General features: G+C 51.9%; 15 protein-coding genes. 6 read left to right on the top strand and 9 right to left on the bottom strand.

What is annotated here, in order from left to right; translation table 11 throughout:
• Window positions 1–47: 47 nt before the first annotated feature.
• A complete protein-coding gene (gyrB, locus tag ACMGDE_RS06030) occupies window positions 48–2,006 on the bottom strand; it encodes a DNA topoisomerase (ATP-hydrolyzing) subunit B (protein WP_436831866.1) in 1,959 nt (652 codons plus the stop codon).
• Between the two features lie 204 nt (window positions 2,007–2,210).
• On the opposite strand from gyrB, the gene ACMGDE_RS06025 reads away from it, so the two are divergent.
• The 3 genes from ACMGDE_RS06025 to ACMGDE_RS06015 all read left to right on the top strand — a co-directional run bounded on the left by ACMGDE_RS06025 (window position 2,211) and on the right by ACMGDE_RS06015 (window position 5,014).
• A complete protein-coding gene (locus ACMGDE_RS06025) occupies window positions 2,211–2,816 on the top strand; it encodes an OmpH/Skp family outer membrane protein (RefSeq protein WP_436831865.1) in 606 nt (201 codons plus the stop codon).
• 127 nt (window positions 2,817–2,943) lie between these two features.
• The gene (locus ACMGDE_RS06020; RefSeq protein ID WP_436831864.1) at window positions 2,944–4,053 is read left to right on the top strand and encodes a hypothetical protein; all 1,110 of its coding nucleotides are present in this window, start codon (window positions 2,944–2,946) and stop codon (window positions 4,051–4,053) included.
• The gene (locus tag ACMGDE_RS06015; RefSeq protein ID WP_436831863.1) at window positions 4,004–5,014 is read left to right on the top strand and encodes a glycosyltransferase family 4 protein; all 1,011 of its coding nucleotides are present in this window, start codon (window positions 4,004–4,006) and stop codon (window positions 5,012–5,014) included. Before ACMGDE_RS06020 ends, ACMGDE_RS06015 begins: the two co-directional genes overlap by 50 nt.
• Here ACMGDE_RS06015 and ACMGDE_RS06010 read toward each other — a convergent pair.
• A complete protein-coding gene (locus ACMGDE_RS06010; RefSeq protein WP_436831862.1) occupies window positions 5,003–6,499 on the bottom strand; it encodes a glycoside hydrolase family 130 protein in 1,497 nt (498 codons plus the stop codon). The genes ACMGDE_RS06015 and ACMGDE_RS06010 overlap by 12 nt on opposite strands.
• A gap of 128 nt (window positions 6,500–6,627) precedes the next feature.
• Between ACMGDE_RS06010 and ACMGDE_RS06005 the strand changes: the two genes are divergently transcribed.
• Complete coding sequence (locus ACMGDE_RS06005) at window positions 6,628–7,530, top strand: magnesium transporter CorA family protein (protein ID WP_436831861.1); 903 nt, start codon at window positions 6,628–6,630, stop codon at window positions 7,528–7,530.
• Between the two features lie 131 nt (window positions 7,531–7,661).
• Here ACMGDE_RS06005 and tsaB read toward each other — a convergent pair whose 3' ends face one another.
• The 4 genes from tsaB to rpmH form a co-directional block, all read right to left on the bottom strand.
• Window positions 7,662–8,357 carry a tRNA (adenosine(37)-N6)-threonylcarbamoyltransferase complex dimerization subunit type 1 TsaB gene (tsaB, locus tag ACMGDE_RS06000; protein WP_436831860.1) on the bottom strand — a complete coding sequence of 232 codons (696 nt, stop codon included), beginning with the start codon at window positions 8,355–8,357 and terminating at the stop codon, window positions 7,662–7,664.
• Window positions 8,358–8,438: 81 nt separating this feature from the next.
• Window positions 8,439–8,693, bottom strand: coding sequence for a membrane protein insertion efficiency factor YidD (yidD, locus tag ACMGDE_RS05995; protein ID WP_436831859.1), 255 nt, complete (start codon window positions 8,691–8,693; stop codon window positions 8,439–8,441).
• Window positions 8,690–9,097 (bottom strand): ribonuclease P protein component, encoded by a 408-nt coding sequence (locus tag ACMGDE_RS05990; RefSeq protein ID WP_436831858.1) that lies wholly within the window; start codon window positions 9,095–9,097, stop codon window positions 8,690–8,692. Before ACMGDE_RS05990 ends, yidD begins: the two co-directional genes overlap by 4 nt.
• Window positions 9,098–9,161: 64 nt before the next feature.
• A complete protein-coding gene (gene rpmH, locus ACMGDE_RS05985; RefSeq protein ID WP_436831857.1) occupies window positions 9,162–9,320 on the bottom strand; it encodes a 50S ribosomal protein L34 in 159 nt (52 codons plus the stop codon).
• A gap of 131 nt (window positions 9,321–9,451) precedes the next feature.
• On the opposite strand from rpmH, the gene ACMGDE_RS05980 reads away from it, so the two are divergent.
• Window positions 9,452–10,327 (top strand): ChaN family lipoprotein, encoded by an 876-nt coding sequence (locus ACMGDE_RS05980; protein WP_436831856.1) that lies wholly within the window; start codon window positions 9,452–9,454, stop codon window positions 10,325–10,327.
• Window positions 10,328–10,385: 58 nt separating this feature from the next.
• On the opposite strand, the gene mscL is transcribed toward ACMGDE_RS05980, so the two are convergent.
• Window positions 10,386–10,796 carry a large-conductance mechanosensitive channel protein MscL gene (mscL, locus tag ACMGDE_RS05975; protein ID WP_436831855.1) on the bottom strand — a complete coding sequence of 137 codons (411 nt, stop codon included), beginning with the start codon at window positions 10,794–10,796 and terminating at the stop codon, window positions 10,386–10,388.
• A gap of 297 nt (window positions 10,797–11,093) precedes the next feature.
• On the opposite strand from mscL, the gene ACMGDE_RS05970 reads away from it, so the two are divergent.
• The gene (locus tag ACMGDE_RS05970; protein WP_436831854.1) at window positions 11,094–11,735 is read left to right on the top strand and encodes a response regulator transcription factor; all 642 of its coding nucleotides are present in this window, start codon (window positions 11,094–11,096) and stop codon (window positions 11,733–11,735) included.
• A 22-nt stretch (window positions 11,736–11,757) separates the two neighbouring features.
• On the opposite strand, the gene ACMGDE_RS05965 is transcribed toward ACMGDE_RS05970, so the two are convergent.
• Both ACMGDE_RS05965 and ACMGDE_RS05960 read right to left on the bottom strand, forming a co-directional pair.
• A complete protein-coding gene (locus tag ACMGDE_RS05965; RefSeq protein WP_436831853.1) occupies window positions 11,758–12,897 on the bottom strand; it encodes a sugar phosphate isomerase/epimerase family protein in 1,140 nt (379 codons plus the stop codon).
• A gap of 57 nt (window positions 12,898–12,954) precedes the next feature.
• Entirely contained in the window at window positions 12,955–14,931 is a 1,977-nt protein-coding gene (locus ACMGDE_RS05960; RefSeq protein WP_436831852.1) for a T9SS type B sorting domain-containing protein, read from the bottom strand.
• Window positions 14,932–14,951: the final 20 nt, after the last annotated feature.

The following is a 14,951-nucleotide window of genomic DNA, read 5'->3' as shown; positions in this document are numbered from 1 at the left end:
CCTACCACGATGGTCATGTTAGCATTTCCTGATCGAAATACCCGCTCCTATGTATCGATCTTCGCGTACTTGGCATTGCGCTCGATAAATTCCCTTCTGGGGGCCACCTCATCGCCCATGAGCATGGAGAAAATCCGGTCGCATTCCGCAGCATTCTCGATGGTGACCTGACGCAGTGTCCTCGTTTGCGGGTTCATGGTCGTGTCCCAAAGCTGCTCGGCATTCATCTCACCAAGACCTTTGTAGCGTTGCACGTGCACGCTGTCTTCCTTGCCACCGCCCTTTAGGCGTTGGATGGCAATATCCCGCTGGTCATCATTCCAGGCATATTCCTGCTCCTTGCCTTTCTTGACCAGGTATAGCGGAGGTGTGGCGATGTACACGTAGCCATTTTCGATCAGTTCCTTCATGTAACGGAAATAGAAGGTGAGGATCAGTGTGGTGATGTGCGAACCGTCCACGTCGGCATCCGTCATGATGATGACGCGGTGATAGCGTAGCTTGTCGAGGTTGAGCGCTTTGGCATCGTCATCCGTACCGATACTGACGCCCAGTGCGGTAAACATGTTTTTGATTTCCTCATTCTCGTAGATTTTGTGCTCCATGGCTTTCTCTACGTTGAGGATCTTACCCCGTAGGGGTAGTATCGCTTGGAACTCGCGGTCGCGCCCTTGCTTGGCCGTTCCACCCGCGGAGTCCCCTTCCACGAGGTATATCTCGCACTTTACAGGGTCGCTGTTGGAGCAATCGGCCAGTTTGCCGGGCAACCCGCTGCCGCCCATTACATTTTTGCGCTGCACCATATCGCGGGCCTTGCGGGCCGCAGCACGGGCCTGTGCGGCGATGATCACCTTCTGGACGATGGTCTTCGCCTCCTTGGGGTTTTCTTCGAGGTAGTTGTTGAGAATCTCACCGACAGCCATGTCCACAGCACCCATCACCTCGTTGTTGCCCAGCTTGGTTTTGGTCTGCCCTTCAAACTGCGGTTCGGCCACCTTCACCGAAATCACGGCGGTAAGTCCCTCGCGGAAGTCGTCGCCCGTGATCTCCACCTTCATGTTCTTGAGGAGGCCCGACTTGTCGGCATAAGCCTTTAGCGTGCGGGTAAGTCCCCTGCGGAACCCCGCTACGTGCGTACCGCCTTCGATGGTATTAATGTTATTGACATAGGAGTGCACATTTTCGGAGTAGGTTTCGTTGTACTGCAACGCCAATTCTACCGGAATCCCCTGTTTGATCCCTTCCACATGGATGGGCTCGGGAATCAGCGGCTGACGGGTGCCATCAAGAAACTTGACAAACTCCTTCAATCCGCCATCGGAATAAAATACATCGCTCATGAAAGAGCCGTCTTCCTGCTCCTCCCGTTCATCCAGCAAGGTAAGCCGTATCCCTTTGTTGAGGAACGCCAACTCCCGCAGGCGGCTGGCCAGCGTATCATAATTGTACACCGTGGTGGTGGTAAATATCTCGGGGTCGGGGTGAAACGTAATCTTAGTGCCTGTACGTTCACTCTTTCCCACTTCCTTGACGTCATACTGGGGCTTCCCTTTGTGGTACTCCTGCGTAAACACCTTGTCTTCGCGATGCACCTCGGCTATCAATACGGTCGACAGCGCATTGACGCAGGATACCCCCACGCCGTGAAGGCCACCGGATACCTTATAGGTGTCTTTATCAAACTTCCCCCCCGCGTGGAGCACGGTCATGACCAGCTCGAGGGCCGACTTCTTCTCTTTCTTGGTGATACCGGTGGGGATACCCCGGCCGTTATCATCAACCGTAATGGAATTGTCTTTGTGTATAATGACCTGGATGTCGTCGCAATAACCGGCGACCGCTTCGTCAATGGAGTTATCGACTACCTCATACACCAAGTGATGGAGGCCTTTGACGCCTGTATCACCGATATACATGGAAGGCCGTTTGCGCACGGCCTCCAATCCTTCCAATACTTGTATGTTATCTGCTGAATAAGTTGATCTGTCCTTGTTTTCTTCGCTCATTATCGTTTTTGAAATTCGGTGCCCAAAGGTACAAAAAAAGTACGGCAAAAGCAAGGGGGTAAGGGGTGCGAATCACAGCACGCGCATCGCCGAACCAACGGTCCTCCTTCGATAGCCATATCGAAATTTCACGATTGAAAATCGCGGAATATGGGATTTTTATCTTAGGTTTGCCCATTGATTAAGAAAATGAATAAAGAACGTATGAAAAACGCATTCGCATTTATTGCAAAAGCTGGTATATGTGTGCTGCTGGCCGCCACAGTGGTGTCTTGCAACAATCAGGGATCAAAACCGACTACAGCCGCCGCCGCGGGAGATTCTACCGAAGCCAACCTCGAAAAAATCGTGTATGTCAACGCCGACACGCTGCTGGAGAAATATGAATATTTCAAGGCGATCAGAACCAACCTGGAGGCCAAAGCAAAAAAGGCTCAGGCAGACCTTCAATCGCGCAGCAATGCGTTTCAACGGGAGGTAGCCGACTACCAGCAAAAAGCGCCCACGATGAGTGCGGCAGACCGCCAAAGCACGGAAGAACGCTTGGCCCGCAAACAGGATGAGCTGGCCCGCCATAACCAAAACGCCAGCACTTCTTTTGCGCAGGAAGAGGCTGCTGAAAACGAGAAACTGTATGGCAGGATCACCGATTACCTGAAAAAGCACGCAAAGGAAAATGGATACAAATTCGTGTTGACGTACTCTGCTGCTAATCCGGCCGTATTATATGCCGATGAAAGTCTGGAAATCACCAACGAAGTACTTGCTGCCCTGAATGCGGAATACGCCAAGGACAAGGAGAAGAAATAATTGCTTGCTTACACGCGCAACTGGTGTAAGGCTGCCTTTCGGCAGCCTTATTTTTTTGCCCAGAAATCAAACCAATTGTCATTTCTGGAGTTTCATCATATAGTCTATAGGCGTAACAACAGAAACAATGAACAAAACACCGGCCTTCGATCGAAGCGCATTGCCGCCGCTGCGGTTTGACCATGTGATGCGGCTCACGGATAGTACCGGTATTTTCCAGCATGCCACCTACGGCATCCCCAACTACCACGAGGGGTATTGCCTGGATGATAACGCGCGGGCACTGTTGATGACCCTGATGGCCTATCGCGCCATCAAGGATGAAACAGCCTTGCGTTATATGCCCACCTACCTCGCCTATATCCACTACGCGCAGAACGATGACGGCACCTTCCGCAATTTTATGGGATTTGACCGCCATTTCCTGGATGACGTGGGATCGGAAGATGCGTTTGGCCGCACCATCTGGGCAATTGGTTATGCCATGACGCATGCGCCAAAGGACGCTTATGTTCAAGTGGCCCGTCAACTGTTCTTCAAGGCTGTGCCGCAATTTGAGCAGTTACGGTCGATTCGCAGCATCGCCAATACCATCCTCGGGCTATACCACTACCTCAAGGGTCATCCCACAGATGACGGCATGACGGACCTGACCCGTAAACTTGCGCTGCGGCTGCTTGATGAATATAACATCCATCGGCGCGACGACTGGCATTGGTTTGAATCGCTGCTGGCTTACGACAACGCGTTGCTGCCGCTGGCGATGCTGCGGGCGGGCGAACTGTTCAATGACGACACGTTTCGCGGCATTGGGTTGGAGAGTACGGTGTTTCTGGAAGAACACACCATGGGCAAAGGGCACTTGAGCATCGTGGGCAACGAGGAGTGGTTCAAGCGTAATGGGGTGCGTTCGCTTTTTGATCAGCAACCGGTGGATGTTATGGCCACTGTCCTGCTTTTCCTTCAGGTATACTGCTATACGGGCGATCCGCATTACCTGCGGTCGGCACACAAAGCGTTCAGGTGGTTCTTAGGCGAAAATGACCTGCACATGAGTCTTTATGACGCTGAAACCGGCGGCTGTTGTGATGGACTGGCGAAGGATGGTGTAAATCGGAATCAAGGAGCTGAAAGCACGCTGGCATACTTGATTTCGCGCCTTGTCTTGCTGGAGACGGAGGAAATCCATGAAAATAGCAGTATTAGCACCCATCGCCTGGCGGACACCGCCCAGTAAGTATGGACCGTGGGAGCAGGTTGCGTCCACGCTCACCGAAGGACTGGTGAAGAAGGGGCTGGATGTGACGCTTTTTGCCACGGGAGATTCCATTACCGCCGGAAAACACCGGCATACTGCACCAACGGGCTATGCTGAAACCCCTGCATTGGATCCGAAAGTGGAGGAGTGCCTGCACATCAGTCAGGTGATGGAAGCCGCCCGGGAGTTTGACATCATCCACAATCATTTTGACTTCTTGCCGCTCACGTATTCGAGGTTGATCGACACGCCCATGGTGACAACCATCCATGGCTTCTCTTCCCCTAAAATCGTCCCGGTATATCAGCGATATAACGATCGGTGCGCCTATGTGTCCATCAGCGATTCGGACCGGTCGCCCGATCTGCACTACATGGCCACGGTGTACAACGGCGTCGATACGTCGTTGTTTGACTTTGTTGGACATCCCGGCGACTACCTGCTCTACTTTGGACGTATCCATCCGGAGAAGGGAGCTCATCTGGCGATTGAAGTGGCCAGGCGGACGGGCCGCCGGCTCATCCTAGCGGGACTGATACAGGATCGGGATTACTTCATGACGAGCGTATCGCCTCATATCGACGGTGATCGGATCCAATACGTGGACAATGTGGGACCGGAGGAACGAAACCGCCTACTGGGCAATGCTGCTGCGCTGCTGCATCTGATTGGCTTTGATGAGCCGTTCGGACTGAGCGTGGCGGAGGCGATGCTCTGCGGCACGCCGGTAGTGGCGATCAACAGGGGATCAATGCCGGAACTGGTGATCGATGGTCAAACCGGCTTTTTGGTGTCGGACGTGGACGAGGCGGTATCGGCAATTGCCCGGCTTTCCCGGCTCTCGAGAACGGCCAGTACCCTATGGGCTAAGAGCATGTTTTCGATGGAGAAGATGGTGGATGGCTATATCGACGTTTACCGGCGCATCCTACTGGATTGACGCATGGCCCTGATCGAGCAGCTTGGCCAACAGTTCCTCTACGTCCACCACAGCATATGTCGATGTGTAATCTGACATGGCATACGGGATGATCAACTTCCCCAGGTGTATGTATGACCCGCAGGAATACACCACGTTGGGCACATAACCTTCCCGCTCTTTGCGGTTGGGCACGAGCAATGGGGTCTTCAAACGGCCGATCTCCTGCTCGGGGTTTTCCAGGTCGAGGAGCAACGCACCGAGCACGTACTCACGCATCGGTCCTACCCCGTGTGTCAGCACCAGCCAGCCTGCCTTGGTCTCCAACGGCGAACCGCAGTTGCCCATCTGCACCAACTCCCAAGGTTCGTTCGGCGTTTGGATCAGCTTTGCCTCGCGCCAAACATTGATGGTATCCGAATAGGCAATGTAATTGTTTACCCCATCGATACGGCACAGCATGGCATATTTCCCGTTGACCTTACGTGGAAACAGCGCCATGCCTTTATTTTGGGCAATATAGCCGTGTACCGGCATGACCTGGAAATGGCGGAAATCTTTCGTCATCAACAGTTTAGGAAGGATGGATATGCCATCGTACGCCGTGTAGGTGGCATAGTAGGTCACGGCTCCTTTTTCACCGATGAAGCGGACGAACCGTGCATCCTCGATCCCGTTCTTTTCGGTATCGGCGATCGGATAAATAACCCGCTCGCATACCGAGGTATCTGCCGAAAACGTCATTTCGTAATGAGAAGAGGCCAGCCACCACACTTCCTGCAAAAATGCCAGGTTATCCTGCCGGGGCTCCAGCTTTTCCTGTACCGCCTTCATCGCCTCTTTCAGTTCCTCATAGGTGAAGGTATCCGGCAGCTGTTCGCTGATGATCCCATCTGCCTCGTCATTACGGTACCCGCTATCGCTCCACATTTCCCGTAATTTGCGGAGGAATGTCTTTTTGTGATAAGTATGGTTTTTCACATGCTCGGGCACTTCCAGCATCTTTCCGGGGGGCTCCACATCAATGTCCATATCGGTATCCAATACCCCTTGCCTGAAGACGATCGAGGAGATATGCCCCTCTCCGGTGGCCCTGAAACTGATGATCACCCGGCGCTGACCGCGGGAAAGCGAGCTCTGGTCGGGATGCTCAATGATGGACGGGTTGAAAAAAGCCGCAGCCTCAATGGAATACTCCATCGTGAAATAGGACCCGATAAGTTGCTTGGAATGCTCCGGCAATTTGGCATCGTCGATCTCCATCCGCTCCATCACGGGCACCAGGCGCTTGAAATGATTGGCGAAAATCTTTTGGAGACTGCGGTGGCGTTTGGAATACTTGCGCAACACCTGACTGAGTATTTCTCGCTGCTGTTCATTGCTCATGGCCATCACGGCCATAATCAACCGCTTTGCCCGTTCCTCGCCCGTGTAAAGGAATCTGGCGATCACCCGACTGGCATCGGGTTGGAATATTTTCTCTTTTCGGATGACTGTTACTGGCATGTAGTTCTATTTCGTATCGCGACACCGTGTTACTGTTAACAAAAAAAGGATTTTTATTACAAAAAACAGCGTAAAAACGAAGTTTTTTTTAGACATTCGGCAGTGTGCTTTTTCAAAATAATTGACCAATGATTCAATTGCTGGCATCCAAAAAGAATAACGGATTCGATTGGGTCGACCTATCGGCACCGAGCGATGAGGAGATCAAGCAGGTGGCTGGTGAATACGCCCTGCATGAGGCATCTATCAAAGATTGCATGCAGCCCGATCATTTGCCCAAATATGAGTTGTTCGACAATTACACCTTCGTCATCTTCAGGGTCATGGCAGACAATCCCGAACAGGAGGCCGACACCATCCAGGAGCTGACCAATAAAATTGCCATCTTCTTTAATGGTGATTACCTCATCACGGTACACCGCGTTGAATATGACCTGATAAACGTAGTCAAAACCAAACGCATCGATACGGGCAGGTGCGGGTCGACGTTGCACCTGCTCTACGCGCTTGTCCGGGAAATGGTCATGACGTTTGAACAACCCGGCCTCGCTTTGTCCAGGTCGTTGGATGATTATGAAGAACAGGTGTTTTTGAAGCAACGCAAATCGGCGATCCTGCGGGACCTGTATTTTGTGAAACGCCAGATTGATGTGATACGCCGGTTGATGCTGCTGTCGTACGAAATCGTCGACAACATCGATTCGCCGGGACGGCGCGATGCTTATACGCGTGACCTCCGCGACCTGTACATCCGTATACAGACGCTATTTGATAACCTTTCTGAAAATACGGCTCAATTGCTGTCGGTCTATTTCTCCATCGCTTCGCAGCGCACCAATGAGATCATGCGGGTATTGACCGTCTTTTCTGTATTCTTTATGCCGCTTACATTCATCGCCGGCATCTATGGAATGAATTTCGACTTCATGCCGGAGCTGAACTGGCATTACGGCTATCCGGCCGTGATGGTGGTGATGGTCGGCATTGCCGTGGCCATCTATTTTTGGTTCAAACGGAAGGGGTGGTTGTGAGTGATTCAGGCGGATGCTCCGAAACTGGAATCGGTTCGCGTTGCTCCCAATTCCGAGGTTTCGTCCGCAAGCCGCCTGAATCGTTGGTGGGGTTAGGAGGATAGCGCGGCTCCGAGTTTGGCAAAAATCCTTTACTTCTTTGGCAAAGTCGCTACAAAATCTTTCAGGTAATAGGGCTCGAAATAGACGACGTCTACCACGTCTTTACGCATGAATGCCTGATGAGCCAAGCGACTTAGGTAACGGGCTGAGTTTTTGAAACCCGGTACCACCGCGACGTGATGACTGTCTTCAAATAAGGCTGCCAATTTATCGGCTCCGCTGCCGAACAGGACGATCCTGCGCTCCGGCGGGAGGTCATCAAACGATGCGTGATCGATGATGGTGGCTTGGGTGGCGCTGACGGGCCGGAGCTGCTGGTCATAGACGGCCGAATACACTTCCATGCGCCGGGCATCGATCATGGGACAAAGCCAGGTATCGGCATCCACCGCCGCATGTTCAGCGGCAAATCCGGCGGCCATCGCAGCGAGGGTATCAATGCCGATCAACGGCAAATCCCGCGCGTAAGCCAATCCCTTGGCCGTGGAGACCCCAATGCGCAGGCCTGTATACGATCCGGGACCTTTGCTTACCGCCACGGCAGCTAAGTCTGCGAAGGTCAGGCTTGCCTCGCGCAACACGTCGGCGATCAACAGGGTGAGGCGCGACGCATGCACGTTGGGCTCGTCGATATCGCGAAATGCTAACGGATCGCCGTTGGCCGATAAGGCCACGGAACATACTTGTGTGGCCGTTTCGATTTGCAGGATAACGTGTTTGGGCATATATGGACGCGAAGGTAGTGATTTTCGGTGAATGGTGAGTGGTGGTTGGTGATGGGTGATGGGTGATTGGGAAGTTACGGGTCAGGGGACGGGATCATGCCCATGCCCTCCCCAGGGGTGGCATCGGGCGATGCGTCTAAGGGCGAGCCAACCACCCTTGAAAGGCCCATGCTTACGTATGGCCTCGACCGCGTATTGCGAACAGGTCGGCGTGTAACGGCAGGAAGCCCCCAGCATGGGTGACAGCAATAGCTGATAGGCCTTGATCAGTACCAGGAAAATGCTGCCTATTACCGCTTTGACCAACTTCTCCCAAATGAACGTAAACATCTTCATCGGTATGATGTATCGTTTCCTGACGTGCATAGCTCCCCTAGCTTTTCCAATACGGCAGCCATACGGGAATGTATCATCGGATAATCCAGCAGTTCTTTACCGACATATTGGATCACGAATACGAGACCATCATGCTGGTTTTCAAGGGCGGGATATAGCAATTCCCCTTTTTGAAGTCGGTAAGCCTCTTTCATGCACCGCTTCAACAGATTTCGGTGTACGGCAAGCGAAAAACGGCGCTTGGGTACAGAAAACAACACCTGTACGTTGGGAGTCAATCCCGCTACCCGCAGGAACACGATCCGGTAGGGGTGAATAAAAAAAGAAGAACCATTGTGAAAAAGGTCGTCAATCAACCTTTTGCTACACAATCGTTCTTCTTTGGGAAATCTATTTGTTTTCATGTCGATGACGTACACGAAACCGGTTGAAGGCTCCGGATTCAAGCAGTCACCGGCAATACCGTTATTAGACTTTATGACGGCCTTCGTCCGATACGGTTAGGCGTTTCCGGCCTTTTGCACGCCTCGCAGCCAATACACGACGGCCATTGGCACTGCTCATGCGTTCCCTAAATCCATGCTTATTTTTCCTTTTCCGTAGCGACGGCTGAAATGTTCTCTTCATGACGCTTAATAGCTAATGTTTGTTATATCCCCGAAATGAGAGCGCAAATGTACGGGTTAATCCTATAAATATCAAATTTATCCTGCATTTTTTTCTATGCGCCGAGCGGCAGAAACCGTTATCTTCGCAACATGACAACATCGATGCTTTGCTATCTGCCGATGCTGCTGCCGGTAGTGGCCGCTGCGCAGATGGATAGTACACGTTATCGGGTGTACGATACCCGGACACAGCAGGAAATTACGCTGCCCCAGCTGGCCGATGCGTTGCGCGGTGCTGAAGTGGTGTTCTTCGGCGAAGAGCACGATGATTCGGTAGCCCATGTCTTGCAACATGAGCTATTGAAAGCGATGGATGAACGGTATCCCGGGGTTGCCTTATCGATGGAAATGTTTGTCAGCGATGACCAGCTGGTATTGGATGAATACCTTGGCGGACTGATCACGGAGCGAAACCTGCGTAAAGACGCCGTACTATGGAACAATTATGACGACTACCATCCGATGGTGGAGTATGCCAAGGCGCATCAGATACCGGTATTGGCGGCAAACGCGCCTAGCCGCTATACCAACCGGGTGACCCGTGAGGGATTGGAAAGCTTGGAGGCGCTGGACAAAACGGCTCAAGCACTGCTGGCTCCCCTACCCATCGATACCCTCACCGGACCCTATTATAAGAAGTTTGCCGACCTGATGGGCGGCCATGAGGGCATGGGAAACTTAAAGATCTACCAAAGCCAGAACCTGTGGGATGCGACCATGGCGTTTCGGATCCGCACCTTCAAAAAGAGAAAATCCATTAACAAGATCCTGCACATCAATGGGCGGTTTCACAGTGACGAACAATTAGGGACGATCGCCCAATTGCGGAAGTATGCACCCCGGATGTCGGTTTCCAACATTTCGTGTTTCCCACACGAAGGCCTTTCCAATCCAAACTGGAGGGCATTCAGTCACCTGGGTGATTACATCATACTGACAGCCACATCCGTAGCGAAAACGTTTTGATGCTCCTTACGGAAACAAAAAAAGGGCGCTTTTCAGCGCCCTCTCATTCAAAAAACTGTTATTGTTTTGCTTTTAGCAGGTCTCGGATTTCAGCCAAAAGCGTTTCTTCGTTGGTGGGAGCCGCCGGTACTTCCGGCGCTACTTCTTCTTTGCGTTTCAGGGAATTGAGCCCCTTGATTACCATAAAAATACAGAATGCAATGATGATAAACTCGATGATCACATTGATGAAATTACCGTAGTTGATTGCTGTTTCTGCTACACCGTTTGCCTCATCTCCCGGTTCGAGCACATACTTCATTGCTGCAAAATCAACGCCTCCGGTGATCACTCCGATCGGCGGCATGATGACATCATTTACCAAAGAGGTCACGATCTTGCCGAAGGCACCGCCGATAACCACACCGACGGCAAGGTCTACCACGCTGCCCCGCATGGCAAATTCCTTGAATTCTTTCAAAATTCCCATAAATAAGAGGTTAATTTGTTAATTAAATATTCTCAGGTCTAAATTGCGCATTTTCGGCATTTAAACAAATTTTTTTTCAGCATGGGTTTTCCTAGCGCACGCGCAACAGCCGATCGGTCTAACGAAAATTAACCGCCTCGAACATAATTTTACCGCAAATTGGATAAATTTAACCCACGACGTTCATCTAATTACATTTTCAAGTATATTTGTACAGTTTGCACGTTAAACATCTTTACTTATGAACAAATCGAACGCCAGCATCTACCTGGCGTCGGTAAAAACATCGCACGACGCATGACAGAAATATTGATAGCGGATGATCACGGGATCGTGAGGCTGGGCACATCAATTGTAGTAAAGGAAGCATTGCCATTGGCAAAAGTCACCCAAGCCGAGAATTTTAATGAAATGATCAGCTTGTTAACCGAAAAACAATATGATCTTTTGCTGCTTGACATCAACATGCCGGGCGGCAATAACATTAAAATGGTTGAGCATGTATTGATGGTACGACCGAATATCAAAATCCTGGTGTTCTCGTCGTATGACGAGACGCTTTATGCCCTCCGGTACCTGCAGGCCGGTGCGGCGGGTTACCTCAACAAAAACACCTCGAAAACGGACTTGAAAGAGGCTATCCTCGCGGTGATCCAACGGGGCAAATACATGAGTCCGGAGGTGAGAGAATTGTATTACAATACACTCACGATGGGAAAATCGGTATTGAAAGCGGATAATCCGCTGAACAAACTCTCCAACCGGGAAGTGGACGTGGCAAAATACCTGGTGCAAGGAATGGGCATCATGGAGGTATCCAAGGCGCTTAACCTCAGTACATCGACCGTCAGCACCTACAAAACCCGAATCTTCGAAAAGCTGCAGGTAGATAACATCGCCGAACTGATCGAAAAATTCCGCTTACATTCCGGCACCTGACCGCCGAAATCCAACCGGCGCATCACAACTGATCCATCGTCATCACCGGTATATCACGCACCTGCGGCTGCATTAGCGGAGGCAACGCGCGGAACGCATAGCCGGCTGATTCATCGAGATCCCACAACATGGGATACAGGAATCGAACGGCTGCTTGGTATCCCTGCATCGTGGCTGCCAGGTTGCCGGTATCTTTGGAGTTTTTGGCTTCATTTTCAATTTCGTATGGCCCGTCAAATCCCTTAGCTGTAAGCAGGTCGACGAATGCCCGCCAATCCATACTGTCGGATCCGCCGAATCCGGGCAGCATAGCCTCATAATGGTGGCGGTCCCACGCACTGGCAGGTATGTCCACACCGGCCTTTGCAGCCAAGGTAGCATCCACCGCCTGCATGGGATACATGCCACCCCAATCGGTCCGTGCCCTTGTCTGGAGGTTACGGGTCGTTTTCACGTGGATGCGATGAATGCGGGAGACATCGCTCTGGGCGATCACCTCCACAGGATCGGTGTGTTGCCATACATCATGCGAAGGATCATATAGCTCACCATGTGCCTTGCTGGGAATCAACGCGTACATCAGCTTACGCGCGGCGAGTACACCCGGTAGGTTGTTATAGGTGGTGGTAAAGGATGCCGCACGCCATCCTTCCATCGGGCAATTCTCATACAGCACCGTCACGCCCAGGTCTTCCGCGTACTTAATAATGGGCGCAAACACCCGCCTATATTCGTCGAGGTTCTTTTGGAATCCGCCTTCCTCCACGCCGAGCTCATGGTTATACCCCACGAACGTCCCCACTTTTACGTCGTTGGCATCGCCGCCCAATAGATGGGCGATCCGGATCAACTTCAGCAAGTGGTTTTGATTTTTGATCCGTTCCGCGGGATCACCTCCGATCATGTTTTCGAACGCCCCGAGCGAAAGCCTTAGGTTGGCGGCATTGAAATCATCCAATAAACTCTTAGCGGTATCCGCCGTGAAACCATCATAATCCAAGTGAGTGGCGGTGTGATCCTGCCGGGTTCCATCCCGGCGAAAAACGCACAGGTCGATCCCTTGTGCCCCGATATCCAAGGTTGCTGAAATGAGTTCCTTAAGCGTGAGCTGCGCAAAAGCAGAGCTCATCACCCATATGGGGTTATTCAGTTTGTTTGCCATATAAGACGATGTTTGGAGCGATGATACGAAAAAAAAACATATGGAGCAACAACCCTCTTACCTCAAGAGGGATATTGCGCCGGATACCGGCTTTTCCAACACATCGGACGAGATCGTATAATAATACGCACCAACCGGCAGCTGACGGCCGTTGAACTGACCATCCCAGGGTACTGCGTACCCTTGGGATGAAAACACCAATGTGCCCCATCGGTTGAATACCTGCACCACGACATTCGGATAGTCTTCCAATCCACCGATCTCCCAGGTGTCGTTGATGCCATCACCATTGGGGGAAAAGCTGTTGGGCACGATGAGGTTTTGCAACACGATAACGGTAACATCGCCTGTTTGCTCGCATCCCGCCGCGTTGCTTGCGGTAAGCGTGTACGTTGTGGTTTCGACCGGTGAAGCAACCGGATATTGGGTATGATAATCGTCGAGGCCGGATCGATCGCTGCTCCAGCGGAATTGCACGGCATTGGTTTGTGGCCGCAGCGTAACACGTTGTCCGGGCAACATCACCAGGGCAGGCATGGCTTCCAGATATACGGTGTCATATACCGTTATGATCGCTTCCGACGACTCGGCACATAAGGTGCCGGCCGGGGGTGAAAAGGTAATCGTGTGTTGACCCACACCGGCGATATCCGGATAAAAAATCCCATTTGAAACGCCGTTTCCACTATAGACGCCTTGCAGATCGCCGTTGCCATTGATTATCGTCCCGCCGGTAAGCAGCATCGGATCCGCATCGGCACATCGTGTGTTTTGGGGCAGCGCAAAGGTGGTACGGAGGGTTTCCATCACTTCAACTTCGTACGTATCGGTTATAAAGCCGTGACCACAAACATTGATGGCCCCGCGGAGTAATCGGATTGTACCGGGTGCACTGGCCTGAAATTCATACGCCCTCGCTGTAGCTCCCGGTATGTCAACCGGTCCATTTCCTTCATCGAGCTGCCATTGGTAGGTCAAGGGACCCACACCTGCCCCAACGTATTCAGGCGGATCCAGGGTTATGGCACCGTCAGCGCATATGGGGCCGATCCTTTCGATACCGGGGATATCTGCCTGCGGAATAACCTGCGCGATCCGAACCGAGTCGGACGAAACCCTGCAAAGTAAGTTACTGAGGTTATCAGTATTCGCGGCGGCGGTGAGTCTGTACCATTGATCATGGATGGGCGCAATGCTTATCTCTTGCTCATTTTCGCCCGGTAAATCCACCCAAGCATTCTGCCCGTTTTGACGGGTCTGCCATTGGAATGCAGGTGTAGTTGCGTAGCTCTCATCGGAGCTGATTTCACTACTAATGTGAATCGGGTCGGTGGCGCCTTCACAAAAAAACAAGGTATCTGCTTGCTTCAACGTCGGGTCCATTTCCAACGTAATCTGTGGCCCACAGGGCCTGAACTGGATATCGTCAATTGCGAGGTCGTTGCCGCACCCGCCCGGATTATCATTGGTCAGCACCAGATAGAATTCGGTTTGATCGCCGGTATCAAATTCAAAACCATGTTCTCGCCATGGGTTTTGAGCAGATGGCGGTATTTCTCCGCTACTGCTCTCGGCGACGATATTTCCGGCCAGATCTTCGATAGCGAACCGTACATTGGGCGGTATGGGATTGCCGCCGCACTCCTCGACGCGGTTGGCGCTGGCGATCCACGCGCTGAACCGGAACCGGGTCGCTTCGCATAGTCCGGATACGCGTATCCGATAGAATTCGCCCGGCTCGTAACTGGCATTGGCCACCAGCATCATGCCCTGTCCGATGTTGGTATGATCGCTGAAAGTTTGCCAGTCTTGCCGTCCTTGATTAACGTTGCTTGCTAATCTATATTCACCATCATTCAACTGCCCGTATTCATTAAGTAGATAGGTGGTGGTTCCGCCTCCCAAATCGGGGTTATCGCTTGTCCCGAACGTAATGTTGACAATCGGATCGCCCGTGGAACCGCATTGCGCCTGGCCGTAGTGGCTAATCAGCATTGTGCCGATCAGGGCACTTAATCCAACAAGGCAATTCAAACGTGGTCGGTTTGTTATGG

Source organism: Parapedobacter brassicae, assembly GCF_051400755.1.
Lineage (GTDB): Bacteria > Bacteroidota > Bacteroidia > Sphingobacteriales > Sphingobacteriaceae > Parapedobacter.
This window is presented reverse-complemented; position numbering and strand designations above follow the sequence as displayed.